The organism is Streptomyces sp. NPDC021019 (genome assembly GCF_044333295.1).
Classification (GTDB): Bacteria; Actinomycetota; Actinomycetes; order Streptomycetales; family Streptomycetaceae; genus Streptomyces.
On the sequence record NZ_JBIRQR010000004.1, the window covers coordinates 342,611 to 367,476 of the forward strand.

General features: G+C 72.0%; 22 protein-coding genes, 1 tRNA gene and 1 pseudogene. 6 read left to right on the forward strand and 18 right to left on the reverse strand.

Annotation, left to right across the window (positions count from 1 at the left end; genetic code table 11):
* The first annotated feature begins 77 nt into the window (after nt 1-77).
* A complete protein-coding gene (locus ACH4RG_RS24225; RefSeq protein ID WP_397920960.1) occupies nt 78-3,491 on the forward strand; it encodes a S41 family peptidase in 3,414 nt (1,137 codons plus the stop codon).
* Between the two features lie 279 nt (nt 3,492-3,770).
* Here the strand turns inward: ACH4RG_RS24225 and ACH4RG_RS24230 are convergent, their stop codons facing one another.
* From ACH4RG_RS24230 to ACH4RG_RS24245, 4 genes are all read right to left on the reverse strand, one after another.
* Nucleotides 3,771-3,965, reverse strand: coding sequence for a hypothetical protein (locus ACH4RG_RS24230; RefSeq protein ID WP_397928391.1), 195 nt, complete (start codon nt 3,963-3,965; stop codon nt 3,771-3,773).
* Between the two features lie 100 nt (nt 3,966-4,065).
* A complete protein-coding gene (locus ACH4RG_RS24235) occupies nt 4,066-4,959 on the reverse strand; it encodes an SDR family oxidoreductase (RefSeq protein ID WP_397920956.1) in 894 nt (297 codons plus the stop codon).
* Nucleotides 4,956-5,909 (reverse strand): alpha/beta fold hydrolase, encoded by a 954-nt coding sequence (locus ACH4RG_RS24240; protein ID WP_397920954.1) that lies wholly within the window; start codon nt 5,907-5,909, stop codon nt 4,956-4,958. The genes ACH4RG_RS24235 and ACH4RG_RS24240 overlap by 4 nt, the downstream gene beginning before the upstream one ends.
* Nucleotides 5,906-7,516, reverse strand: coding sequence for a flavin-containing monooxygenase (locus ACH4RG_RS24245; protein WP_397920952.1), 1,611 nt, complete (start codon nt 7,514-7,516; stop codon nt 5,906-5,908). Before ACH4RG_RS24245 ends, ACH4RG_RS24240 begins: the two co-directional genes overlap by 4 nt.
* 168 nt (nt 7,517-7,684) lie before the next feature.
* On the opposite strand from ACH4RG_RS24245, the gene ACH4RG_RS24250 reads away from it, so the two are divergent.
* A complete protein-coding gene (locus tag ACH4RG_RS24250) occupies nt 7,685-8,329 on the forward strand; it encodes a MerR family transcriptional regulator (protein WP_397921741.1) in 645 nt (214 codons plus the stop codon).
* A 94-nt stretch (nt 8,330-8,423) separates the two neighbouring features.
* Here ACH4RG_RS24250 and ACH4RG_RS24255 read toward each other — a convergent pair whose 3' ends face one another.
* The gene (locus tag ACH4RG_RS24255; RefSeq protein WP_397920950.1) at nt 8,424-9,239 is read right to left on the reverse strand and encodes an exodeoxyribonuclease III; all 816 of its coding nucleotides are present in this window, start codon (nt 9,237-9,239) and stop codon (nt 8,424-8,426) included.
* A 50-nt stretch (nt 9,240-9,289) separates the two neighbouring features.
* On the opposite strand from ACH4RG_RS24255, the gene ACH4RG_RS24260 reads away from it, so the two are divergent.
* The gene (locus tag ACH4RG_RS24260) at nt 9,290-9,781 is read left to right on the forward strand and encodes a GNAT family N-acetyltransferase (RefSeq protein WP_398540235.1); all 492 of its coding nucleotides are present in this window, start codon (nt 9,290-9,292) and stop codon (nt 9,779-9,781) included.
* A 69-nt stretch (nt 9,782-9,850) separates the two neighbouring features.
* On the opposite strand, the gene ACH4RG_RS24265 is transcribed toward ACH4RG_RS24260, so the two are convergent.
* Both ACH4RG_RS24265 and ACH4RG_RS24270 read right to left on the reverse strand, forming a co-directional pair.
* A complete protein-coding gene (locus ACH4RG_RS24265; RefSeq protein ID WP_397928392.1) occupies nt 9,851-10,312 on the reverse strand; it encodes a GNAT family N-acetyltransferase in 462 nt (153 codons plus the stop codon).
* Between the two features lie 46 nt (nt 10,313-10,358).
* Entirely contained in the window at nt 10,359-11,906 is a 1,548-nt protein-coding gene (locus tag ACH4RG_RS24270; RefSeq protein WP_398540282.1) for a sigma-70 family RNA polymerase sigma factor, read from the reverse strand.
* Between the two features lie 139 nt (nt 11,907-12,045).
* Between ACH4RG_RS24270 and ACH4RG_RS24275 the strand changes: the two genes are divergently transcribed.
* Nucleotides 12,046-13,179, forward strand: coding sequence for a multiprotein-bridging factor 1 family protein (locus tag ACH4RG_RS24275; RefSeq protein ID WP_397928394.1), 1,134 nt, complete (start codon nt 12,046-12,048; stop codon nt 13,177-13,179).
* 56 nt (nt 13,180-13,235) lie between these two features.
* On the opposite strand, the gene ACH4RG_RS24280 is transcribed toward ACH4RG_RS24275, so the two are convergent.
* The 4 genes and pseudogenes from ACH4RG_RS24280 to ACH4RG_RS24295 all read right to left on the reverse strand — a co-directional run bounded on the left by ACH4RG_RS24280 (nt 13,236) and on the right by ACH4RG_RS24295 (nt 16,284).
* Nucleotides 13,236-14,459, reverse strand: a complete 1,224-nt coding sequence (locus ACH4RG_RS24280; RefSeq protein WP_398540236.1) for a S1 family peptidase — start codon at nt 14,457-14,459, stop codon at nt 13,236-13,238.
* A 362-nt stretch (nt 14,460-14,821) separates the two neighbouring features.
* Nucleotides 14,822-15,104: pseudogene (locus ACH4RG_RS24285) on the reverse strand (ATP-binding protein); the annotation flags it as partial.
* A gap of 110 nt (nt 15,105-15,214) precedes the next feature.
* The gene (locus ACH4RG_RS24290) at nt 15,215-15,886 is read right to left on the reverse strand and encodes a hypothetical protein (protein ID WP_397928396.1); all 672 of its coding nucleotides are present in this window, start codon (nt 15,884-15,886) and stop codon (nt 15,215-15,217) included.
* Complete coding sequence (locus ACH4RG_RS24295) at nt 15,883-16,284, reverse strand: hypothetical protein (RefSeq protein ID WP_398540237.1); 402 nt, start codon at nt 16,282-16,284, stop codon at nt 15,883-15,885. Before ACH4RG_RS24295 ends, ACH4RG_RS24290 begins: the two co-directional genes overlap by 4 nt.
* A 77-nt stretch (nt 16,285-16,361) precedes the next feature.
* Here ACH4RG_RS24295 and ACH4RG_RS24300 point away from each other — a divergent pair, with 77 nt between their 5' ends.
* Complete coding sequence (locus tag ACH4RG_RS24300) at nt 16,362-17,906, forward strand: DUF4157 domain-containing protein (protein ID WP_397920937.1); 1,545 nt, start codon at nt 16,362-16,364, stop codon at nt 17,904-17,906.
* Nucleotides 17,907-18,510: 604 nt separating this feature from the next.
* Here ACH4RG_RS24300 and ACH4RG_RS24305 read toward each other — a convergent pair.
* The 7 genes from ACH4RG_RS24305 to galU all read right to left on the reverse strand — a co-directional run bounded on the left by ACH4RG_RS24305 (nt 18,511) and on the right by galU (nt 24,159).
* Nucleotides 18,511-18,584, reverse strand: a tRNA-Ala gene (locus ACH4RG_RS24305).
* A gap of 98 nt (nt 18,585-18,682) precedes the next feature.
* A complete protein-coding gene (gene glpR / locus ACH4RG_RS24310) occupies nt 18,683-19,900 on the reverse strand; it encodes a gephyrin-like molybdotransferase receptor GlpR (RefSeq protein WP_397920935.1) in 1,218 nt (405 codons plus the stop codon).
* Nucleotides 19,901-20,062: 162 nt separating this feature from the next.
* Nucleotides 20,063-20,686, reverse strand: a complete 624-nt coding sequence (locus ACH4RG_RS24315) for a GNAT family N-acetyltransferase (RefSeq protein ID WP_397920933.1) — start codon at nt 20,684-20,686, stop codon at nt 20,063-20,065.
* A 17-nt stretch (nt 20,687-20,703) separates the two neighbouring features.
* On the reverse strand, nt 20,704-21,204 hold the full coding sequence (locus tag ACH4RG_RS24320; protein ID WP_397921736.1) for a molybdenum cofactor biosynthesis protein B: 501 nt from the start codon (nt 21,202-21,204) through the stop codon (nt 20,704-20,706).
* Nucleotides 21,205-21,338: 134 nt separating this feature from the next.
* Nucleotides 21,339-21,839, reverse strand: a complete 501-nt coding sequence (moaC, locus tag ACH4RG_RS24325) for a cyclic pyranopterin monophosphate synthase MoaC (protein ID WP_397920931.1) — start codon at nt 21,837-21,839, stop codon at nt 21,339-21,341.
* A 102-nt stretch (nt 21,840-21,941) separates the two neighbouring features.
* Nucleotides 21,942-23,252 carry a gephyrin-like molybdotransferase Glp gene (glp, locus tag ACH4RG_RS24330; protein WP_397920929.1) on the reverse strand — a complete coding sequence of 437 codons (1,311 nt, stop codon included), beginning with the start codon at nt 23,250-23,252 and terminating at the stop codon, nt 21,942-21,944.
* A 4-nt stretch (nt 23,253-23,256) separates the two neighbouring features.
* On the reverse strand, nt 23,257-24,159 hold the full coding sequence (gene galU / locus ACH4RG_RS24335; protein ID WP_397920927.1) for a UTP--glucose-1-phosphate uridylyltransferase GalU: 903 nt from the start codon (nt 24,157-24,159) through the stop codon (nt 23,257-23,259).
* Nucleotides 24,160-24,252: 93 nt separating this feature from the next.
* Here galU and ACH4RG_RS24340 point away from each other — a divergent pair, with 93 nt between their 5' ends.
* The gene (locus ACH4RG_RS24340; RefSeq protein WP_397920925.1) at nt 24,253-24,864 is read left to right on the forward strand and encodes a 5-formyltetrahydrofolate cyclo-ligase; all 612 of its coding nucleotides are present in this window, start codon (nt 24,253-24,255) and stop codon (nt 24,862-24,864) included.
* Nucleotides 24,865-24,866 lie beyond the last annotated feature (2 nt).

Here is a 24,866-nt window from a genome sequence, read left to right on the forward strand (position 1 = left end):
CCAGCGAAACGAAATCGTTTCGCTTGTGTTCTGCACCACAAGTTGCCCCGGACCCCGCGCACCGAAAACATTGGGGGGTGAGTGACGACGTCGCGTATCTCCGTTTCCCGCACCTTCACCAGGACTTGCTGTGCTTCGCGGCCGAGGACGACCTCTGGGTCGCCCCCCTCGCCGCCGCCGGACACCGCCCCGGACGGGCCTGGCGGGTGACCGTCGACCGGACCCGGGTCAGCCATCCACGCTTCTCGCCCGACGGCTCCTCCATCGCCTACACGACCTGGCGCACCCTGGACCCCGAGATCCACCTCGCCCCGGTGGACGGCGGCCCGGCCCGCCGACTCACCCACTGGGGATCGACCGACGCCCGGGTCTGCGGCTGGAGCCCCGATCCGGGCGAGGCCTGCCAGATCCTCGCCGTGTCCTCGCACAACCAGCCGTTCTCCTACTTCTCCTGGGCCTACAGCGTCCCCACCGACGGCGGCCCCGGCGGCAGGCTCCCCTGGGGCCCGGTCTCCGACATCGCGGTCGCCGACATCGACGGCGAGCGCCGCACCCTGCTGCTCACCGGCACGCCCCCGCACGAACCGGCCGCCTGGAAGCGCTACCGGGGCGGGGCCATGGGCCGTCTGTGGCTGCACGGCGAACGCCTGCTCCCGGAGATCGACGGCCACCTCGCCAACCCGATGTTCGTCGGCCGCCGCATCGCGTTCCTCTCCGACCACGAGGGCGTCGGCAACCTCTACTCCTGCCTGATGGACGGCACCGGCCTGCGCCGGCACACCGACCACGACGCCTTCTACGCCCGGAACGCCTCCAGCGACGGCCACCGGGTCATCTACCAGTGCGCGGGCGAGCTGTGGCTGGTCGAGGACCTGGAGTCGCCCGACGCCACCCCGCGCAGACTGGAGGTACGCCTCGGCGGCCCGCGCACCGGCCGGCGCGTCCACCAGGTGCCCGCCGCCAGCAACGTCGACTCGCTCTCCGTCGACGAGACGGGCCGGGCCAGCGCCGTCACCGTACGCGGCAGCCTCTACTGGCTCACCCACCGCGACGGCCCCGCCCGCACCATCGCCGACACCCCCGGTGTCCGGGTGCGGCTGCCGGAGATGCTCGGCAGCGGCGGTCAGGTCGCGTACGTCACCGACGCGGACGGCCCCGACGCCGTCGAGATCGCCTACCTTCCGCGCGCCAGCGGCGACCGCCCGCCGCGCAGGCTGGCCTCCGGGCAGCTGGGCCGGGTCCACGAGATGATCTCCGACCCGGAGGGGGAACGCCTCGCCATCGCGTCGAACGACGGCCGCCTGCTGCTCCTGGACACCGGGGACCCCGAGGCGGAGCCCCTGGAAACCGTGGGGAAGGAGAAGGCCCCCAGCGGCTCGACCCGCGCCGACCTCCACGCCGCCACCGGTGCGGCGACCCCGGACAGTGCCGCGCCGGTCGACGAGCACCCCGGCCTCACCGAGCTGATCCGCTCGGTCAACGGGCCCGTGCGCGACCTCGCCTTCTCCCCCGACGGCGACTGGCTGACCTGGTCGCACCCGGGCGTCGGCCGCTCGCTGCGGCAGATCAAGCTGGCCCGGATCTCCGGCCCCGGCGCCCCGGTGATCGTCGATGTCACCAACGGCCGCTTCGAGGACGAGAACCCGGTCTTCACGGACGACGGCCGCTACCTCGCCTTCCTCTCCTGGCGCGGCTTCGACCCGGTGTACGACGTCCACACCGGCGACCTGTCCTTCCCGCTCGGCTGCCGCCCGTACCTGGTCCCGCTCTCCTCCGCGACCCCGTCCCCCTTCGCCCTCTCGCCCGACGGCCGTCCGGCGGCGGGCGGCCTGGACCCGGTGGACGTGCCGGAGGGCGGTACGCCGGAGGGGTCCACGGTCATGGTCGAGTTCGAGGGGCTGGAGAGCCGGGTCACGCCGTTCCCGGTCTCCGCCTCCAAGTACTCGGCGCTGGCCCCGGTGAGCGGCGGCGGGCTGGTCTGGCTGCGCTGGCCGATCTCGGGGGCGCTGGGCGAGACGTTCGCCAACCCGGCCGACATGTCGGGGCGGCCGACCCTGGAGCACTTCAACATCGCGAAGGCCCGCAGGACCGAACTGGTCGACCACCTCGACTGGTTCGCGGTCAGCGGCGACGCGTCCCGCCTGGTCGTGATGGACGACGGCGAACTCCGCGCCGTACCGGCCACCGAGGCGGGCGACACCGACTCCACGGTCTTCCTGGACCTGCGCCGCATCCTGCACGAGGTCGACCCGGGGGCGGAGTGGCGGCAGGCGTACGGCGAGGCGGGGCGGATCATCCGCGCCTACTTCTGGGAGCCGGACATGTGCGGCATCGACTGGGACGGGGTGCTGGACCAGTACCGCCCCCTGGTCGAGCGGGTCGCTTCGCCGGACGAGTTCGCGGACCTGCTGCGCGAGGTGCTGGGCGAGCTGGGCACCTCGCACGCGTACGTCTCCCCCGCCCGCCGCAACGAGGGCCCGCCGCACTACCAGCGCGCGATCGGCCTCCTCGGCGCCAACCTGGTCTGCCGTGAGGGCGCCTGGACCGTCCAGCGCATCCTGCCCGGCGACTCCTCGGACTCCAAGGCCCGTTCGCCACTGGCGGGTACGGGGATCAGGGAGGGCGCGGTCCTCACCCACGTCGACGGCCGCCCGGTGGACCCGGTCGCCGGCCCGTACCCCCTGCTGACCGCGGCGGGCGGCACGACGGTGGAGCTGACCTTCTCCCCGGCGGGCGGCGGCCCGTCCCGCCGGGTGGCGATCATGCCCCTGGTCGACGAACGCCCGCTGCGCTACCAGGACTGGGTGGCCAAACGCCGTGACGTCGTACGGGAGTTGAGCGGCGGCAAATGCGGGTACCTGCACATCCCGGACATGGGCGGCTCGGGCTGGGCGCAGTTCAACCGCGACCTGCGGCTGGAAGTCTCCCGCCCCGCCCTGATCGTGGACGTACGGGGCAACGCGGGCGGTCACATCAGCGAGCTGGTCGTGGAGAACCTCACCCGCAAGATCCTCGGCTGGGACCTGACCCGCAACGCCCAGGCGGTGAGCTACGCCTCCAACGCGCCGCGCGGTCCGGTGGTCGCCCTGGCCGACGAGGCGACCTCCTCCGACGGCGACATGATCACCGCCGCGTTCCGGCTGCTGAAACTGGGCCCGGTGGTGGGCCAGCGCACCTGGGGCGGCGTGGTCGGCATGACCGGCCGCCACCGCCTGGGCGATGGCACGGTGATCACGGTCCCGATGAACGCAGCCTGGTTCGACACGTACGGCTGGTCGGTGGAGAACCACGGCGTGGAACCGGACGTGGAGGCCCTGCGCACCCCGCTGGACTGGGCGGAGGGCCGGTACGCCGTCCTCGACGACGCGGTCCGCCTGGCCCTGGAACTCCTGGCCACACACCCGGCGGCGACCCCGCCGTCGTACGAAACGGCCCCGGACCTGCGGCGGCCGCCGCTGCCGCCGCGGCGTGCAAGCCCGTCCGGCGATTGAGGACATCTTTTCCAGCCCGCCTCCAGCCCGCCTCCAGCCCGTCTCCGGGGCGCCTTCGGGGCTCCGCCCCGGAGCCCGCTCCTCAATCGCCGGAGGGGCTCAAGGATGACCACCTCGGCCACCAACTCCAGCCCGCCCGGCGATTGAGGGCATCCTTTCCAGCCCGTCCGGCGCTTGAGGACAAAGAAGGAGGCGCACCCGGTCACCCGGATGCGCCTCCTGGAGCGACGCGTACGCACGCGCGAACCGCAGCGCGCACGCGTCACACCTCAACGACCGTCAACGGTCAAAACGCTCGCGCGCCCGGTCCTTCGCGTCCTCGGCACGGTCCTTCATGCCCGAGGAGGAGTCCGCCTCCTGGTCACGGCCCTGGGAGGCCCGGTCCTGGGCCTCGTCCTTGCCCTGGCCGGCCTTCTGCTTGGCCTGGTCGGCGAGCTCCTGCGCCTTGTCCTTGAACTGGTCCGAAATACCCATGCTGTTCACTCCTGTGGGATGCGTGGGACAGGTGGGGGACGGCCCCCTGCGGGGCCTCGCCCAGCCTCGCACGCCGCGACATCCCACGCATTTCGTACCGTTACGTACGGTCAGCGCGCTCCGCACGCGCATCCTGGTCCGCCGCGCCCCCGGCACCCACCAGCCCCTTCGACACGGTGTGCAGCCGCGGCTCGAACCGCCGCATCTCGCGCTGCCCGCCGATCGCGATGACGGACGGCAGGCAACCGCGGACCGACTGCATCCCGCGCAGCCACCACTGGGCGTACACATGCGGGGAGCGCCGCGCGATACCGTCCACCATCCGGTCGACGGCCGGGCCGAGCGGGTACGTACGGTTCATCGGCCACGGCAGCCGCCGGCGCAGCTCGCGCATCACGTCGTCCCGGTCCGCCCCGCGCACCATGTCGGTGTCGGTCCAGGAGAGGTAGCCGACGCCGACCTTGACGCCCTTGTAGCCGACCTCGGCGCGCAGGCTGTGCGCGAAGGCCTCGACGCCCGACTTGGAGGCGCAGTACGCGGTCATCATCGGGGCCGGGGTGATCGCGGCCAGCGACGCTATCTGGAGGAAGTAGCCGCGGCTCTCCATCAGCACCGGCAGGAAGGCCCGCCCGGTGACCGCGCCGCCGATGAGGTTCACCTCGATGACCCGCCGCCAGGCGTCCGGGTCCGAGTCGGCGAACGGGCCGCCCGAGGCCACGCCCGCGTTGGCGACGACGACGTCGACCTTGCCGAAGCGCTCCTTCACCTCGCGCGCCACTCGGGTCATCGCCTCGTGATCGGTGACATCGGCGAACCAGTGGTCGCTCTCGCCGTGCAGCCGCTCGGAGACCTTCTTCAGCTCGTCCCGCTCCAGACCGACGAGCGCCAGCGTCGCCCCGCGTGCCGACAGCTTGCGGGCCAGCAGCTCGCCCACCCCCCGGGCCGCACCGGTGACGACGACGACCTGGCCCTCAAGACTCCGCTTGCCACTCATGCGACATCCTCCCTCTCCGCCGTGGCGGCCCTCCGCTCGGCGGCCGCCCCCGTGGCGACGTACCGGGTGACCAGCTCCCTGATCTTCGCCGTGACGGCCTCCGGGGCCTCCACCGGCGTCATGTGCCCCATGCCCGCCAGCTCGGTCAGCCCGAGCCCGACCGGCAGCGCGGCCGCGAGGGACCGCGCGTGGACCGGCGGGGTCAGCCGGTCGTCCGTGCCGGCGATCACCGCGGTCGGCACCCGCAGCTCGCGCACGCCCGCCGCGAGGTCCAGCTCGCCGAGCACCTGACCCCAGCCCACTCTCGCGCGGCGCGGGCAGGCGTGCACGATGCGGGCGCAGGCGTCGACCCGGTCCGGAGCGGAACCGGCTCCCATCGTCGCGTACTTGAGGACCTTCCTGGAGACCGGGTTGACCGGCCCGAGCGGTGCTTTGGCGCCCAGTACGGCGGTGGTGAGCCGGGTCCGCAGCGCACCCGCGCGCAGCGGCAGGACGCGGGCCTCGGCGGCCAGCCGCGTACTGCCGGTGGAACAGAGCAGCACGGCGGCGGCGTGCTCACGGAGTCCGGGGCGCGCCGCGGCGGCCATCACCGTCATCCCGCCCATGGAGTGCCCGGCGAGCACCGCCCTGCGGCCCGGGGCGAGCGTCGCGGCGAGGACCGCTTCGAGGTCGTCGGCCAGCGCGTTCGTGCTGTAGCCGCCGGGCCCCGGCGCGGGGGTGAGCCCGTGGCCCCGCTGGTCGTAGGCGATGACCCGGTGGTCGGCGGCCAGGTCGCGTATCTGGGCGTCCCAGAATCGGGTGTTGCAGGTCCAGCCGTGAGCCAGGACGACCGCCGGCGCGTCCTCGGGGCCGTGCAGTTCGACATGGATCCGGGAGCCGTCGGCGGAGCGTGCGGTCAGCTCGGCCGCGGGGACCGGCGGTACGGTGTCGCGGTGCAGGAGGCGGCTCATCGCGCGGCCTCCTCGGCGACGGCACCGGCACCGGAAGCCGTGTCGGAGGCGACGGTCACGGTCTCGCGATCGGTGCGGCCGGGCTGCTCCGGTACGCGACCGCTCCCGGCGGCCCGCCCCGCCCCGCCCGCCGCGCCGGCCCGGACGACGTCGTACTCGGCGAGGTCCACGGAACGCGTCTGCCGCCGGAACTCGCCCGTGGTGCCGGGCCAGACGGTGGTGTTGCGGCCCGCCTCGTCCAGGTACCAGCTGGTGCAGCCGCCGGTGTTCCACACGGTGCGCTTCATCCGCTGCTGGACCCGGTCGTTCCACGCGGTGACGGCGGCGGGGCGGGCGTCGAGCGCGGCGCGTCCGCCCAGCACGTTCAACTGCCGCAGGTAGTCGGCCATGTAGTTCAGCTGGGACTCGATCATCAGGATCATGGAGGAGTTGCCGAGCCCGGTGTTGGGGCCGATGATCGTCATCCAGTTGGGGAACCCGGCGGCGGTCGCGCCGCGCAGCGAGTTCATCCCGTCCTTCCAGGACTCGGCGAGCGTGACGCCCTCCTCGCCGACGACCCGCTGCGCGATCGGCATGTCCGTCACATGGAAGCCGGTGCCGAAGATGATCGCGTCGACCTCCGCCTCGCTCCCGTCGGCGGCGACCACGGTGGAGCCGCGTACCTCGCTGAGTCCGGAGGCGACGACGTCCACATTGGGCTGGGCGAGGGCCGGATAGTAGGTGCTGGAGAGCAGGATCCGCTTGCAGCCGATGCGGTAGTCCGGGGTCAGCTTCGCCCGCAGGGCCGGGTCCTTGATCGCCCGCGCCATGTTGGACTTGGCTATCTTCTCCACCAGCCCCAGCTGATCGGGGTGCTTGGTGAAGGCGCTGACCTGCAACTCCCTGATGCCCCACAGCAGTCCGCGGCGCGCCGTGCCGGTGGCGGGGACGGCCCGGTGCAGTGCCCGCTCGGCCTTGCTGATCGTGCGGTCCATGCGCGGCATGACCCAGGGCGGGGTGCGCTGGAAGAGGGTGAGCTTCGCGGTCCTCGGCTGGATCGCCGGGACGATCTGGATCGCGGACGCGCCCGTGCCGACCATCGCGACGCGCTTGCCGGCCAGGTCGTAGTCGTGGTCCCAGCGGGCGGAGTGGAAGACCTTGCCGGGGAAGGAGTCGAGCCCGGGTATGTCGGGCGTCCTGGGGTCGGAGAGCGGCCCGGTGGCGGAGACGACGACATCCGCGTGGAGCACGGATCCGTCGGCGGACTCGATCACCCAGTACAGGTTCTCCTTGTCCCAGGTCATCAGCTTCACCTCGTGGTTCAGCCTGATGTGCGGGCGGAGCCCGAAGGTGTCGGCGACCCGCTCCAGGTAGGCCCGGATGTGCTCCTGCCCGGAGAAGGTGCGCGGCCAGTCGGGGTTGGGGGCGAACGAGAACGAATAGAGGTGGGACGGTACGTCGCAGGCGCAGCCGGGATAACTGTTGTCGCGCCAGGCGCCGCCCACCGAGCCGGCCCGCTCCAGGACGACGAAATCGGTGATGCCTTCGCGGCGCAGCCGGACGGCGGCCCCCAGGCCCCCGAATCCGGTTCCGATCACCGCCACACGTACGTGTTCCTGCTGGGCCATGCTGCCGCCTCCCGCGGTACGTCACACGACTCTGCCAGCAATCACTGGCATTGTTCGGAGGGTAGAGCAGGACCGTACTGATGGGTAGGGGGCGGACCGAGGAAAGTTACCGGCGGTACAACATAGGGTGCCCCTGTGGCCGAAGGACGCGAGCACCGCGAATACCGCATGGAGGAGTTGGCCAGGGAGGCCGGCATCACCGTGCGGACCCTGCGCTTCTACCGGGAGCGCGGGCTGATTCCGCCGCCTCGCCGCGAGGGCCGCATCGCCTGGTACGACGACCACCACCTGGCCCGGCTGCGGACCATCACGGGCCTGCTGGAACGCGGTCACACCCTCAACGGCATCGCCGACCTGGCGGCCACCTTCGAGAGCGGCCGCGATGTCGCCGAGGTGCTGGGCCTGGGCGAACCGACGGAGGAGACCCCGGTCCGCCTCACCCCGGAGCAGCTCGCGGACTACTTCGAGGGCGAGGTCACGCCCGAGAACCTCGCCACCGCGCTGGACCTGGGCTATCTCGCCACGGACGGGGACGAGATCGTGCACATCAGCCGCCGCCTCCTGGAGGTGTCGGCCGAGCTCGTACGGGAAGGGGTGCCGCTCTCCACGGTGCTCTCCTCGGGCCGCCGCGTCCGCGAGCACGCGGACGCGCTCGCGGAGATCTTCGTACGCGTACTCCATGCCCACACCAAGGAGACCGAACCGGCTCAACTCCGCCCACTGGCCCGCGCGGTGGTGGACGCCGAGCTGTCCATGGCCTTCGACCGGAGGCTGCGCCGCGAGGACGGGACACAGCCCCCGAAGTCCGACTGACGCACGCCCTCCACGGGGTGTTGAGGGCGTCCTCCGGGGCGCCCGCCGGATTCTCCGGGGCGCCCACCGGAGACCCCCGGGGCGCCGACCGGACCTACCGCTCGTAGACGACCGTCACCGGCGCGTGGTCGCTCCAGCGCTCGCCGTGCGTGGCCGCCCGCTCCACCCAGGCCTTCACCGCGCGCCCGGCCAGCCCCGGGGTCGCCATCTGGTAGTCGATGCGCCAGCCGCTGTCGTTGTCGAAGGCCCGCCCACGGTACGACCACCAGCTGTAGGGCCCCTCGACCTCCGGATGCAGCGCCCGCACGACGTCCACGTAAGCCGCCTCCTCCAGGACCCGGGTCAGCCACGCGCGCTCCTCGGGGAGAAAGCCGGAGCTCTTGCGGTTGGCCTTCCAGTTCTTCAGGTCCGCCTCCTGGTGGGCGATGTTCCAGTCGCCGCAGACGACGACCTCGCGGCCGGCCGCCGCGGCCCGCGCCTTCAGCCCTTGGAGGTAGGGCAGGAAGGCGGCCATGAAGCGCTCCTTCTCGTCCTGACGCTCGGTGCCGACCTCGCCGGAGGGCAGATACAGGCTCGCGACGGTGACACCCGGGAGGTCGATCTCCACGTACCGGCCGCTCGCGTCGAACTCCTCCGCCCCGGGGACCCCGAACCCGCCGAAACCGATCTGGACCCGCTCGGGGGCCTGCCGCGAGTAGAGCGAGACGCCGGCGCGGCCCTTGGCGGCGGCGGGCGCGTGGACGGCGTGCCACCCTCCGGGGGCGCCCACACCCTCGGGCAGCTGGGCGAGCTCGGCCCGCACTTCCTGGAGGCAGACCACATCGGCGTCGGTCCCCGCCAGCCACTCGACGAAGCCCTTCTTGGCGGCGGCGCGGAGCCCATTAACATTCACGGAGGTCACTGTGAGCATCCCGAAACAGTACCCACTCCACCCCTACGCATAGATGTACGATACATAGCATGATTATTCAGACTCGGCCTTTCGACCACCCCGACGCCGTCAAACTCAACGACCAGGTTCAGCTCGAATACGACGAGCGCTACGGCGATGGGGGCGATCTCACACCGCTCGACGCCTCGATGTTCCTTCCGCCGCGCGGCCTGTACCTGCTCGCCTACGACGAGCTGGACCGCCCGGTGGCGACAGGTGGCTGGCGGACCCAGGACCGCAACGACGAGGGCTACTGGGATGGCGACGCCGAGATCAAGCGGATGTTCGTGATACCCGAGGGGCGCGGCAGGGGCCTGGCCCGGCGGATGCTGGCCGCCCTGGAGGAGGACGCGCGCGCCGCCGGACGGATCCGGATGGTCCTGGAGACCGGCGACCAGCAGCCCGAGGCCATCGCGCTGTACGCGTCGAGCGGCTACACGGTCTGCGAGAAGTTCGGCCACTACCGGGAGTACGAGAGCAGCATCTGCATGGCGAAGCCGCTCCAGCGGCCCGGAGCCTGACCCGGCTCCCCGTCCGCCGGGAAGCCGCCCCGTCCGCCGGTGAGCCGACCCGTCCGGCGCGGCGGTCGCTCAGGCGCCCCCGTCCAGCACCAGGACCACGTGCTCGTCCTCCCCGTGCCGCACCGTGCCGGTCGCCGTGAACCCGCACTTCTCCAGCAGCCGTATCGAGCCGGTGTTCCCGGCGGCGGGGTCCGCGTACAACGGGCGTGCCGTCTCCCGCTCCAGGAACGCGGTCAGCGCCCGGGTGCCGATGCCCCGGCCCCAGTACGGGCGGCCGAACCAGTAGCCGATGTAGCGCCGCTCACCGTCCCACCAGGCCACGATGTTCCCGGCCGTTTCGCCGTCCACGACGACCGTCTGCACGAGGTTGGCGGGGTCCCCCAGCACCTTCGACGTCCAGTGCGCCATGAACGCCTCCCGCTCGCGCGGCGGGAAACGCGATCTCCGGACCGCCTCCGGGTCGTGCTCGTACGCGAGGAAGAACTCCAGGTCCGCTGGTTCGACATCCCTGAGAAGCACGCTGTTGTCCATGCCGACCGAGTCTGGCACCCGCCACTGACAAGCGGCCGGGGGCCGCTCAGCGCGGAGTGGCCAGCACCTGGGTCCAGTAGGGGCCGCGCGGGGAGTCGGCGATGCCCACGCCCACATGGACGAAATCGCAGTTGAAGATGTCGCCGTCGCGGCCCGGGCTGCCACGCCACTCCTCGACGACCGCCGCCGGATCACTCATGCCGGTCGCGATGGTCTCCCCGACGGCCGCCCAGTCGTAGCCCGTGGCGTCGACCCGGTCGCCCGCGCCCCGGCCCGAGGAGTCCGTGTGGTCGAAGTAGTCGTGCGCGGCCATGTCCTCGGAGTGCCGCTGGGCCACCTCGGTCAGCCGGGGGTCGGTCTCCAGCTCCGGGCAGCCGTTCGCGGCGCGCAGGGTGTTGACCCGGGTGACCACGCCCGCTTCCGGGCGGGGGCGCGGCTCGGCGGGCTCGGTCGGGGCGGCGGGCGACGGGGTGACGGTGGGCGGCCGGGAGGCGGCGGCAGGGCTCGGCGTCGGTGAGGGCGAGGGCGAGGCCGTGGAGGGCGCCGGAAGCGGCTCCGCGGGGGCGGCCGCGGGCGGGGGCGGGGAGCTGTACGTGATGCCCCCGCCCCCGCCCCGTGATGCGGGCGGAGCGGGGGCGGAGGGCCAGATCAGTACGGCGAGGGCGGTCACGGCGGCCGCGCCGGCTATGAGCCCCGCCGCCTTCCCGGCCGAGAACGCGCCGGAGGCGGAAGGCGCGGAGGCGGCGGGGGCGGACGCGGCGGGGGCGGACGCGGCGGGGGCGGACGCGGCGGCCGGGGCCGCCGATGGGGCGAAGGCCACCGCCGCCTGCTGCCCGCTGTCGTAGAGCGGCACCACGAGGGCGAGCCCGGAGAGCAGGCCCTCCGGCGGAACCAGCCCCGTACTGCCGTCGGAGCAGGAGGCGCAGCCGCGTACGTGACGGGCGATCCGCTTGCGCCACAGCGGCGTCGGCGTACCGTCCCAGTCGCCCAGCAGGTCCTCCAGGGCCGGGCACCGGGGGTCGGACGCCAGCGCCCGGACGACCGCGCGGCCGACGTCGAGCTGGTTCTTCACCCGCTGGACGCGTACGGCGGCGTGCTGCGGGGAGAGCCCGAGCCCCTCGGCGAGTTCGGACCGGGTGAGGTCGCCGGTCGTCTCCAGCCACCACAGGGACAGCACGTCGCGCTCGGCGTCGTCCAGCCAGCGGGTGGCCTCGGCCGTCTCGCGCCGCTGGCCGGAGAGTTCGAGGCGCAGGATCGTCAGGTCGACGAAGTCGGCGGCGGGGTCGGCGGGCTCGTCGGTCGCCTCCAGCGGGGCCGGGCGGTGGCCGAGACCGGACCAGCGGGTGCGGACCTGGTTCATGGCGATGGCGACGAGCCAGGAGCGGAAACGGGCCGGATCGCGCAGCGAGGGCAGTCCGGACAGCGCCCGGAGCATGGTCTCCTGCACCACGTCGTCCACGTCCGGATGGCCGTTGAGGGCGCGTCCGACGACGTTGTAGACCAGCGGGAGGTACTGGGCGGCCAGCCGTTCCCCGGCGGCCCGGTCGCCGTTCCTCGCCGCGATGACCAGAGCGGTGCTGTCCACGCCGTTCACGCCCTTCGTTCGGTTCGCCACCGGGATGTGGGACAGGTCACCCCTGAGGGTTTTGTTATCCGTCCGCCGCCCGGTGGTCAACCAGTATGCGGGGGCCCGTAGGCCGTCCCGCCGAGAGAGTGCCGGGAACGGGAGGAACATGTCGAGCGATACGGACACCGACGTCACGCTGCCGAAGGCCACGGGCGGCGGAGCGAGCGACTCCACCGGTCGGGACACCACCGGAGCACGGGTCGCCGAAGCACAGGTCTCCGAAGCACACGCCACCGCGGCGCGGACGGGCGAGGCCATCACCGCCTCGGCCCTGCACGCGGCGGCGACCGGCGCCGACACCTTCCCCGGGGCGTTGCGGGAGGCGCTGAACCGCCGCGGCCTGTCCCTGGAGCGGGTGAGCGAACGGCTCAGGGTACGAGGCATCACCATCAGCCAGGCCACCCTCAGCAGCTGGCAGCGCGGCCGAAGCCAGCCCGAACGGGCCCGGTCCCTGCGCGCGGTGGAGGTGCTGGAGGAGATCCTGGAACTGCCCGCCGGAGCCCTGCGCTCGCTGCTCGGGCCGCGCCGCCCGCGCGGCCGGATCACCCCGCCCGGCGCGGAGGGGGCGGCGCTCCAGATCCTCGGGGAGGACTCGGTGGTCGAGAAGGCGCTCGGCGCCCGCTTCCGCCACTTCAACCAGGAGACCAGCTCCCTGATGGTCCACGACATCGTGAGGATGGGAGAGAGCGGCACCCTGAGCGCGATCTCCACCACCAACGTGCTGCGGGCCAGCCGGGCGGGGGCCGACCGGGCGGTCTTCGTGCTCAGCTTCGACGACGAGGCGGCCGAGCCGGTCGACATCAGGGTCAGCTGCGGTCGCCTCGCCGAGGCCACGTATCTGAAGGGGCTCAAATCCCTGGTGCTGGAGATCCACTTCGGCCGGGAGCTGGCCAAACTGGACACCACGGTGGTGAGTTACGCGGTCGAGGTGAGCCCGTCCGAGACGCCTGCCACCCACTACGAGCGCTGGTCGCGGACGAACCTCCACGAATACCTCCAGCAGGTCTTCTTCCACCCCGGCGCCCTGCCGTCGGACTGCCACCGCTACGTCCGGGAGAAGGTCGGCGCCCCGCCCCGCGCCCGGCGGCGCATCCCGCTGAGCGAATCGCACGACGTCCATGTCCTCACCTCCCGGTGCAAGCCCGGTGTCCACGGGGTTGCCTGGGAGTACGGGACGGGAACGGACGTGACGGCGAAGAACGGACCGGGAACGAGTGGAACGGGAGACCGCCCAGGATGAGTGGACGGCCTCCCGCGTCTGGGGGGTGGCCTTGGCCGGTCGGATCTGTGGTGCTGCTACTTGGTGTTGAGGGTCAGCCCGTAGTACGCGAGGGCGTCGTCGAGCGGCTGGAAGTAGGACGAGCCGGGCGAGTTGACCTGACCGTTGCAGCGCTGGTTGCTGGGACCGCCGGACGTCATGCCCTGGGCCTGGTCACCGGAGATGTACGCGCCTCCGCTGTCCCCTCCCTGGGTGCAGACGCTGGAGCTCGCCAGGCCGGTCACGACGGTGTCCGGGCCGCCGTTCTGGTCGGTGTAGGTGACGCTGACGTTGTACGAGCCGACCCGGCCGCAGGTCCACTGGGTGGTCTGCCCGGACTTGCAGAGCGCCGCACCCGAGGGGGCCCGCTTGCTGCCCTTGACCGGGACGGTGCCGGCCCGGCCGTACGTGGTGACGTCGAGGCCGATCGAGTGGCCGGCGTCGACGGTCGCGATGCCCATGTCCACGCTGCGGGTGCCCAGCGCGAACCGGGTGTGGGTGCCCTTGGCGAACCGGGTGCCGTTGTAGGCCAGGGCGGGCAGGTCCTCGATGCAGTGCCCGGCGGTCACGAGCACCTGCCTGCCGTTACGGTCCTTGGCACCGTAGCCGACGGAGCACAGGTAGCCGCTGAAGGTCATCCGGCTGCCGGGCGGAACGACGGCCTGGGTCTCCAGCTTCTCCTGGCCCTTCACGACGCGTACCGCGTCACCGTTGCTCTTCGCCGCCTTGAGGAAGCTGCGGGTCGCGGCGTCCGAGTCGCCGTTGACCTCGACGGTCACGGTGTCCGACGCGAGGTCGACGGACCACGCGGACACCCCGGCCGGGGCGCTCTTGAGCGCCTTGGCGTCGAGCTGGGCCTTGATCCGGTCCAGCTCGCTCTCGCCGCGCTCGGGGACGCGGGCCTTCAGCCCCGCGGCCCGGACGTCCTTCGCCGCTTCGGCGTCGGCGGCGTTGACGATCAGCGAACCGTCCTCGGCGAAGAAGGCCCCGAGCGTGTCGACCCGGTCCTTCCGCAGCTCCGCGAGCCGGCCCTGCTGGTCGGCCTCGCGGTCCAGTCGCCGCACCGCGGCCTTCTCGCTGACACCCAGGGTCGTGGCGAGCGCCTTGACCATCTCCGGCTGGTACGCCGGCGCCGAGGAAGCCGAGGGCTCCGTCGTCGTACCGTCGGCGTAGGCCCCTGTGGCGACTCCGGCCGACAGGAGAGCGCCGATCGAGGCGGCGACGATGTATCTGCGCGCGTTCTTCTTCCGGCTGTGCTTCACGCGATTCCTTCCGCTACGCGGGCGAGCGTCCAGACAATGGGGGGGTGGCCACACCGCGCCTGGGGAAGCACGGTGTGTTCCATGGACACTGCCCGGCGGCGATGACATGTTCCTGTCGCCGCGCCCCGAACTCTGGCCCAGCCGGAACTGCCGCGACAAGAAGTGGAGATGGGGCTCTTTTCTACAGAACTGGCCGAGAACTGTAGAGAGATCGCTGGAAAGCCCAGGTGCAGACCTTTGCGCCGGGAAAGTACGCCACACCGAGTCCCCGATCACCAGTGGCCGGCGGCGGGATTGCCTTCCCCATGAGGGCCACTTCCGTCGTCCCTGCGGACGACGGGCCGCTGAGCCGGCTGTGGAGGTCAGCCCGCGACGGCCGTTCGTTCGGCCCGCGCGCGAGTGGTGGCCCGGCGGTAGGAGTCGGTGCCGGTCTCGATGATGTGCCGTTGCAGGTGAGACGGTCGGCGATCGCGACGCGGAGACGAAGACCGGTGAAGGTCTTGGTCCAGCCGCCGAAGGACTCGTGGAGGCGATCGCGCCCCTGTTCCGTTCCTCGCGCTCGGTCAGAACCTGGAAGAGGAGTTCGGCGCCTCGGCGGTCGAGTTCCATGGAGCCGAGTTCGTCGACACAGAGGAGATCGACGCGGTCGGCGTGTCCGAAAGAGACGACGGGCGCCGGCCGGCCCCTGCCCGGTGGCCGAGCGAGCCCTTACGGTCCTTGCGAAGTCTTCCTGTGCGCTGTGCGCTGTGCGTCAGTCAGGAAACGGAATGCTCGGTCCGCATATGGCCGTCGATTCTCCGGATGGTCTCTCGTAGCGCGTCCTGCGAAACCCAGGGAATCCAACGTGTCACATGAGCGGACAACGCGTCAGACTGCGGAAAGAGCACGAGCACCGCTTGGGCATCGGCTACCAGTCGGGAGAACGTCTCGCCGCAGAACGGATGCTCCGCTTCGACGAAAGCCGCGATCGAATCGACCAGCGAAGGGTACTCGCCGTCATAGATCCAGTTGGCGCCGAAACCGCGAAGCTCCGGAAAGCGCACGGTCGCCTCCCAGTCCGCCAGGGGCAGATCGGCGAATCCGGCATCCGGCTGCCGCTCGGCCACCCTGATCAGACCGGCCAGCGCGCGCAAGTAGTCATCTCCCGGAACCGCATTCCGCGCCTCATCCAGCCGTTCGGTAAACGTACGGGGGAAGAACGCCGTGCCCTCCGACCGCAGCAGGTCGGCCGTGTGGTCGAGCAGGGCGGCGACAGACGCGACGGGAAACAGCCAGCGCGACGTGTCGGCAGCGCGCATGGTGCGAACGAAGCGCCTGATCTCGTCTTCCAGGTCGAGGGCGCCCTGCGACCGCTGGGCACGCAGTGCCGTATCGACCACACGTCCGACCGGCCCGTCGGCGAAGAGGGTACCGGTGTGCGAGATCACGACGCGACCATCTCCATAAGAGTGCCGGGGGCCTCAGGGGGCACCGGGTAGGACGTGATCACCACGGAAGGGGCCATGCCCTTCTGGTACTTCAGAGTGACCTGCGCGGAGAGCACCTCACTCGCGGTCGTTCCCATTCCGTGCGCATCATAGTCGGCACGCTCGACGGTCCACCCGGTGGCGCCCGGGCAGGTGAGGGCCGGCGCCGGGGACGCCTGGGGGTTGTTCGGGACCCGGGCGCAGCTCTTCCCCTCCCGATGTCGCACGCGCTCGATCCACTTCTCGATCCGGTCGGCGTCGTCGATGATCTGCCCGCCGGGGAGCCGGAACTGCGGGGCCTGCCCCGCGCCTTCCTGCCCCGCGCCGGAACCTGCCCTCCCGGCCGCCGCACTCTGCACTTGCATACCTCGCCCCGCGGGCCGGGATCGACGTATGAAGGAGAGAGTCCCACCCATGAACATGGAAAGGCCCCGGTGTGCGCACGCGAGACAACGGTCATGCAGGCAGTGAGGCAAAGCCCGCCCGGGGCCCGGCCACCCCGACCCCCGCGACCGCACGCCAGGGGCAGCGGCCGGAAAGCACCCCCGTACCGGCACTCCTGGCCCTGCAGCGCACGGCGGGCAACGCCGTCGTGGCCCGCATGGTCGAGGAGTCACGGCATCAGCACGACGCCGACTGCGGCCACCGGCAGACCGCACCGGCCACCGTGCAGCGCTCGGCCGTCCACAGCGTCCTGCGCTCAGGCGGCCGCCCCCTGGACGACGCCACCCGCGGCGACATGGAGGCCCGCCTCGGTGCCGACTTCTCCGACGTCCGCATCCACAACGACAGCGCCGCCAAAGCATCGGCCGCAGAGGTCGGCGCCCGCGCGTACACCTCCGGCAACCACGTCGTCCTCGGCGACGGCGGCACCGACAAGCACACCCTCGCCCACGAACTGACCCACGTCATCCAGCAGCGGCAGGGGCCCGTCGCCGGCACCGACAACGGATCGGGGTTGCGGGTGTCGGACCCCTCGGACCGGTTCGAACGCGAAGCGGAAGCCAACGCGACGCGGGTGATGTCCGGGCCGGTGAGGGAAGAAGGACGACCGGAGGCGACGGCCGACGCGGGCGGCACGCGCCCGCTGCAGCGATCAGCACGGACGATCCAGCGCGCGCAACTGTCCTTCGGTCAGATCACGTTCACCAACGTGTCCGCCAAGCACGAGGAATCCAGGGGCAAAGCCGAGCGGATACTCCAGCTCCTCGGCTCCCACACCGCGATCCAGCAGTACCTCGGGGACCGCCGGTGCGAGATCACGCTGGAGAAGCGCACCACGGAGACCCCCGCGGACGTGATCGACAAGGGGGAGGCGGGCGTGTTCGTCAACCTCGCCTCCTACTACTTCGAGAACTACGACATCGGCTACATCGCCGGGATGCTCTGCCACGAGTTCGGCATCCACCCGCTCGCGGAGAGCCTGCCGAACATGCGGGGGGAGGAGAGCGGCTTCAGGGGCATGCCCTTCCCCGTGCCGGGCCTTGAGGGCGAGGACAGGGGAGGACCCGACGGATTCGTGTCCATGAACTCCGACACCGCCAAGCAGGCCGACCACGTCCTCGGCGCCATCCCCGGCAGCCCGCGCTTCACCATCTACCGCGACGTCACCCTGGAGATGGCGCAACTGCTGCTGCAAGACGTGCACGACCATGCGGAGAACGCCCAGGAACAGGACGTCACCGACCTGATCGACTGCTTCCTGATGGACATCGCCTCCATCGCCGCCACCAACGACGACCGCAAGCGCGGAGCCCCGATCATCGGCAACAGCGAGGGGCCGACCGTACGTGCCGACATCGCGAAGGTCTACAACGCCTACAAGCAGCGGGTGGTGAACGGCCTGCCGCTCGAACGGCAGGACATCGCGCCGCTGTTTCCGCCGGACAAGACCCCTGAGGCCGTCAAGGCCGACTTCAACACGCTCTTCACGCGCATCGCGAAGGGAAAGTTCTGGGCATGGAGCATCGACAAGAGCTGAGCGGAAGGCCGGGCAGCCAGGAAACCGGGTAGCCGGATGGAACGCTGTGCGTCGGCCCCGCCGACGGGGAGCGGACGTCGAGGCGCCCCGGCCCGGCTGCACGCCGCGATCAATGCGCACCAGCCCTTGCGCTCGGGCGGGGTTGGCCGGCCTGGGGCCCTGCGCGGCGCATCTGCCGCGCCGGCAGCGCACCGACGGGCTCGCCCTGCTGGGGCTCGGGGCGAGCTACGGACTCACCCCGCGCGAGGTGGCGGCCGGCCGCGGCCGTGAATCCGGTCCGGCTGCGGGAGGATGGCCCGCTGCCGCACAGCGGCGCCGACCGTCTCGTCCCGCCCACGGACTCCCTCCGCCCAGCAGTCCGCATCGCCTACTGATCTCCCGGCGCCACACCGTGTCCCCGCGTGCCCGAGAACAGTCGGCCTGCCTCCCACAGCCGAACCACCCCCGAGAGTCCGGCTCACAGTCCCCGATCACTCCTCCCGGACCCACTCGCGCTCGCACAGCGCCTCGAACAGGACCCGGGAACGCCGGAATCCCGCCCGATCAGTAGATCGGACGGGATTCCGTCAACCATTCCCGAGCTGACTCAAGAACAGTCGTCTTGTGGACCTGTGGGGATTTGAACCCCAGACCCCCTCGATGCGAACGAGGTGCGCTACCAGACTGCGCCACAGGCCCTTGCGACGTGTGAAACTCTAGCACCCCCGCAGGGGTGCTTGGAAATCCGTTCCTCCGCTGGTCAGGAGTGTCGGGATTTCCGAGCTCCACCCACCGCCTCACTCGTTGGCCGCACGCGGCCGGTCCTCGTCGTCGTACTGGTCGAAGAGCGGCGTCCGGCCCCGGTCGCGGTTGCGGCGGGACGGGTTCGTGCGCTGACGCGGGGCCGGGTCGACCGCGGGGGCCGTCGGGTGCGACGTGCCCGTCTGGGTGGGCTCGGCGGTGCTGGAGCGGGCCGCGCTCCAGGTCTCCGGGTCGTTGACCTCCACGCCGCCCGTGGCCCGGGGGGCGACGGGCGCGGTGACATAGGTGGGCAGCGGTACGGGAACGGGCTCCCAGCTGTCGCCCTGGACGCGACCGCGCTCGCGCTGCTGGTCCACCCACTCCGCGTGATCCGTCTGCTCGACGAGGGCGCGGCGGCCGGCCTCCTGGGGGGAGACCGTGGGCTTCGGCTCCGGCTCCGGATCCCGGTGGTGGGCCTCGGAGTCGTCGTCGGGCTCGGCGGGGGCGGGCGCCGTGGGCTGGTGCCTGCGGGGGCGGTTCTCACGCAGCCGCTGCGCGGCGACCTCGGCCCGGCGGCGGTCCATGGTGAAGGCGAACCGTCGGCGCTCCTGGGCGCGCAGATGCACGATGTACGTGCTCAGCAGCACGGCAGGCACCGCGGGCGCCCACAGGAAGCCGAGGCCGCCGACCGCCGCGACGACCGCCCCGAGGGTGAAGGCCAGGAAGAGGACGACGGTGGTCCGCCTGCGCCGCGCCAGCACCTGGGAGCGCTGGGCACGCCGGGCCTGCTCGGCGTCGGCCGCGCCGGAGCGGGGGCGTCGCCGGGCGAGGGGCACGTCGTCCGTGGGGCGCTTGTCGGACCGGCGCTCGTGCGCCTGACGGCCCGACGGCTGATGCGCCGCCCGCCGGTCGTGCGCCGGGCGGTCGCCAGTCTGGTGGTCCGGGGCGCGCTGGGGAGCGTGCGCCGGGTCGGTCAGCCTGGCTTCCGTGTGCGCCGGAGGCGCGGCAAAGGCCCGGACGTCCACGGATTCCATGCGATCCGTTTCCCGGTCCGGGTCGACGTCGGGCGTCGCCTCCTCGGCGGTCCGCTCCCGCAGCTCCTTGGCATACCGGCGCTCCATCGCCGCCCGTCCGGACAGCAGCCGGATGGCGGTGCTGAAGCGTTCCGTCGGACGGGCCTCGTTGAGCTCGTCCTGCCTGCGGAGCCACATCGGTACCAAGTAGGCGGCCCAGGCCCCGACGATGACTGCGTAGATGAGGCCGCTGCTGCTCACGCTCACACCGTAGAGGGGTTTGCGCGGAAGGATCCGCCAATTGGCCCGGTGTGTCGCACGATCCGGCCGATATCCCGGACTTTTTTTGTGCTTGTTCGGATCAACAGCCGCCGATAGCCCGCCCCCATGCGGTCATCAGGCGATCACATTCGAACACTTATTTTATTCTGTCGGTCGGTCCGGGCTCCTTGGCGTCACCGGGCGCGACCGGTGCCAGCGCCGGAGCATCCCCTCGGGCACTTCCTCGGCGGTGAGGGCGAAGATCAGGTGGTCCCGCCAGGCGCCGTCGATGTGGAGATAGCGCGGGCGCACGCCCTCCGAGCGGAATCCGAGTTTCTCCACCACCCTGCGGCTGGGACCATTCTCCGGACGAATGCAGACCTCGATGCGGTGCAGGCCCACGGCGCGGAAGCAGTGGTCCACGGCGAGGGCCACGGCCGTCGGCATGACGCCGCGCCCGGCGACGCTCTGATCGACCCAGTAACCGACGTGCCCGGAACACATCGAGCCCCACGTGATCCCCGCGACCGTGAGCTGGCCGACCAGCCGGCCCTCGTACTCGATGGCGAACGGCAACATCCGCCCGGCGTTGGCCTCGGCGCGCAGGTGGCGGACCATCTGCCGGTACGTGGGGCGCCGCGCCATCGGACCGCCGGGGGCGGGCGGCGGGACCGTCGCCTCCCAGGGACGCAGCCAGTCACGGTTGCGCCGGTTGACCTCGCGCCACATCCGCTGGTCGCGCATTCTTATCGGGCGCAGGACGATCTCGCCGTCGGTCAGCGTCACCGGCCAGGTCCCGATGTTCAGCTCGGGCTCCCCGGTCGGGGATGGTCGCCGCCGCGGAGCTGATCGACGGCGTGCACCAGGAGCCGGCCGAGGACCGCCAGCCCGTCCTTCACCCCTCCGGTGGAGCCGGGGAGGTTGACGATCAGGGTGCGGGAGGCCACACCCGCGAGGCCCCGGGAGAGGGCGGCGGTCGGGACCTTGGCCAGGCCCTCGGCCCGGATCGCCTCCGGGATGCCGGGGATCTCGTGGTCGAGGACGCGACGGGTGGCCTCGGGCGTGGCGTCGGTGGGCGAGATGCCCGTACCGCCGGTGGTGATGATCGCGTCGTACCCGGCGGCGACGCCCGCGCGCAGGGCCGCCTCGACCGGGTCACCGTCGGGGACGACCTGCGGGCCGTCGACCGTGAAGCCGAGACCGGTCAGCGCTTCGGCGATCAGCGGGCCGCCCCGGTCCGCGTACACCCCGGCGGATGCCCGGTTGGAGGCGGTGACGACGAGAGCGGTGAGCGGGGAGGGCAGCTCGACGCCGGCGGGCACGGTCGTCCGCCGCTCGTGGCCGGGGGCACCCTGTGCGAGCGCCCGCAATTCGTGGCCCGAGGTTCCGGGCCCGGGCGTCCGCGGTTCGTGGCCGGAGGTTCCGGGCCCGGGCGGCGTCACGCGTCCGGTCCCTGCGGCGTGGTGCGCCGGTAGTCGCCGGACTTGCCGCCCGACTTCGCCTCGACCCGTACGTCGGTGATGACCGCGCTCTTGTCGACGGCCTTGATCATGTCGATCACCGTGAGGGCGGCCACCGAGACCGCGGTGAGGGCCTCCATCTCGACGCCCGTGCGGTCCGTCGTCTTCACGGTGGCCGTGATCTCCACCGCGTCGTCGGCCAGGCTCAGATCGACCTTCACGCCGGAAACAGCCAGCGGATGGCAGAGCGGGATCAGGTCCGGGGTGCGCTTGGCCCCCATGATCCCGGCGATCCTGGCGGTGGCGAGGGCGTCGCCCTTGGGGACTCCCTCGCCCCGCAGCAGCTCGATCACGCGCGGCGAGACGAGTACCCGTCCGGCGGCGCGGGCGACGCGGGTGGTGACGTCCTTCTCCGACACGTCGACCATGCGGGCCGCGCCCGCCTCGTCGATGTGCGTCAGCCTGTTCTGCGTACTCAACTCACTCCGCCTAGCGGTAGGGGCGCCCGTTACGCCTCGGGGAACCGGAGGGGGTCCCCCGGAAGGCACGGCGGCAGATACCGTACCGCCACCGGGCGGCGGTCAGCCGAGCAGGATCACGTCCGTCTCCGTGCCGGGCTCGACCGAGGTGACGTCCTCCGGCACCACGATCAGCACGTCCGCCTGCGCGAGCGCGGCGATCAGATGCGAACCGGAACCGCCGACCGGAGCGACCGTCCCCGCCTCGGCGTCGTACCGGCCGCGCAGGAACTGCCGCCGGCCGTCCGGCGACGTGAGCGCCTTGTCGGCGCTCAGCCGGGCGCGGGCCGTCGGGCGGTGCACGTCGGTGAGGCCCATCAGGGCACGGATGGCGGGGCGGACGAACAACTCGAAGGAGACATAGGCGGAGACCGGGTTGCCCGGCAGGGCCAGCAACGGGGTGTGGTCCGGGCCGATCGAGCCGAAGCCCTGCGGCTTGCCGGGCTGCATGGCGAGCTTGCGGAACTCGACCCCGCCGCCCGGCTCGTCCTCGTCCCCGACGGAGGACAGCGCCTCCTTGACCACGTCGTACGCGCCGACGCTGACACCGCCCGTGGTGACCACGACGTCCGCGCGGATCAGCTGGTCCTCGATGGTGGCGCGCAGTGTCCCGGCGTCGTCGGTCACCGCGCCGACCCGGTAGGCGATGGCTCCGGCGTCCCGGGCGGCGGCCGTCAGCGCGAAGCTGTTGGAGTCGTAGATCTGGCCGCCGGTCAGCTGCTCGCCGGGCTGCACCAGTTCGCTGCCGGTGGACAGGACGACCACGCGGGGGCGGGGCCGTACGACCACGGTGGCGCAGCCGATCGCCGCGAGCAGCCCGATCTGCGGGGGGCCGACGACCGACCCGGCGGCCAGGGCCAGATCGCCCGGCCTGACATCGCTGCCGCGCTCGCGCACATGGGCGCCGGCCACGACGGGCCGGTGCACCCTGACCTCGCCGGTGGCGCCCTCGGGCGCGTCGCTGTGGGCGCGCATGGCGGCGGCCGGGCCCTCGCCCGTACCGCCGTCGGTCCACTCCACCGGGACCACGGCCTCCGCACCGGCGGGCAGCGGCGCGCCCGTCATGACGCGGGCGGCCTGTCCCGGTCCCACGACCTGGTCGTCGGCGAGCCCCGCACTGCCCGCGGCGACGTCGCCGATGACGGTGAGGACCGCGGGGAACTCCTCGCTGGCGCCCTCGACATCGGCGATCCGGACCGCGTAACCGTCCATGGAGCTGTTGTCGAACGGCGGCAGGGCCACCTCCACGACGACGTCCTGGACGAGGACGCAGCCCTGCGCGTCCGGCAGCTGCAACTCGATGGGCTCCAGCGGCCTCACCGTCGCGAGGATGTCGTCCAGGTGCTCGTCCACCGACCAGATCGTGCTGCTCACAGGGTTACATCTCCTCAGCGACGTACTTGCGCAGCCAGGTCCGGAAGTCCGGCCCCAGGTCTTCACGTTCGCACGCCAGTCTGACAATGGCGCGCAGATAGTCGCTGCGGTCGCCGGTGTCATAGCGGCGGCCCTTGAAGACGACGCCGTGCACGGGGCCGCCGATCTTCTCGTCCGCGGCGAGCAGCTGGAGCGCGTCGGTGAGCTGGATCTCGCCGCCGCGGCCCGGCTCGGTGTGTCGCAGTATGCCGAAGACCGCGGGGTCCAGGACGTACCGGCCGATGATGGCGAGGTTGCTGGGGGCGTCGGCCGGGTCCGGCTTCTCGACCAGGTCGGTGATGCGGACCACGTCGCCGTCGACGGTGGCGTCCGCGGCGGCGCAGCCGTAGAGATGGACCTGCGAGGGCTCGACCTCCATCAGGGCGATGACGCTGCCGCCCTCACGCTCCTGGACCTCGACCATCCGGGCCAGCAGGGCGTCGCGCGGGTCGATCAGGTCGTCGCCGAGGAGCACCGCGAAGGGCTGGTCGCCCACGTGCGGGGCGGCGCAGAGCACGGCGTGCCCGAGGCCGCGGGGGTCGCCCTGTCGCACATAGTGCATGGTGGCCAGGTCGCTGGACTCCTGGACCTTGGCGAGGCGTTCGCCGTCGCCCTTGCGGGTGAGCGCGGACTCCAGCTCGTAGTTGCGGTCGAAGTGGTCCTCGAGGGGACGCTTGTTGCGCCCGGTGATCATCAGCACGTCGGAGAGGCCCGCTGCCACGGCCTCTTCGACCACATACTGGATGGCCGGCTTGTCGACGACAGGCAGCATCTCTTTGGGAGTGGCCTTCGTGGCGGGCAGGAACCGGGTGCCGAGACCTGCTGCCGGAATGACGGCCTTGCTGATCCTGGGGGGCGACTGAGTCATGTGCAGACCTTAACGGCTGCACACGGCCGGAAGCTGATATTCCGGTTAACTTCGTCCGTAAATATGCCCATACGAGAATCGTGCGAGTCACCCTTGAACACCGACAAGTCCGGAAAGCCGGCCGCGAAGAGCTCCCTGCGGCGCGAACTGCTCGCCGCGCGGGCCCTCCTGACGAAGGAGGACGCCGCCCGGACGGCCGCGGTTCTGGCCGAGGCGGCCCTGGGCCTGCCCGAACTGGCCGACGCCCGTACGGTCGCCGCGTACGTCTCCGTGGGGCGCGAACCGGGCACCCGCGCCCTCCTGGAAGCGCTGCGCGGGCGTGGCGTCCGGGTGCTGCTGCCGGTCCTCCTGACCGACAACGACCTGGACTGGGCGGCCTACGAGGGCCCGGAGCACCTGCTCCCGGCCGGGCGGGGGCTCCTTGAGCCGGACGGTCCGCGCCTGGGCCCCGCCGCCGTCCTCGAAGCCGAGGCGGTGCTGCTGCCCGGCCTGGCGGTGGACGGCGCCGGGATGCGGCTGGGGCGCGGCGGCGGCAGTTACGACCGGGTGCTGGCCCGGCTGACGGCTGCCGGGGCCCACCCTGCGCTCGTCGTGCTCCTGTACGACGACGAGGTGGTCGCGCGGGTCCCCTCGGAACCGCACGACCACCCCGTGGACGCGGTGGTCACACCGGCCGGAGCGCGGCGCTTCGTGAACCCTCGATAGGC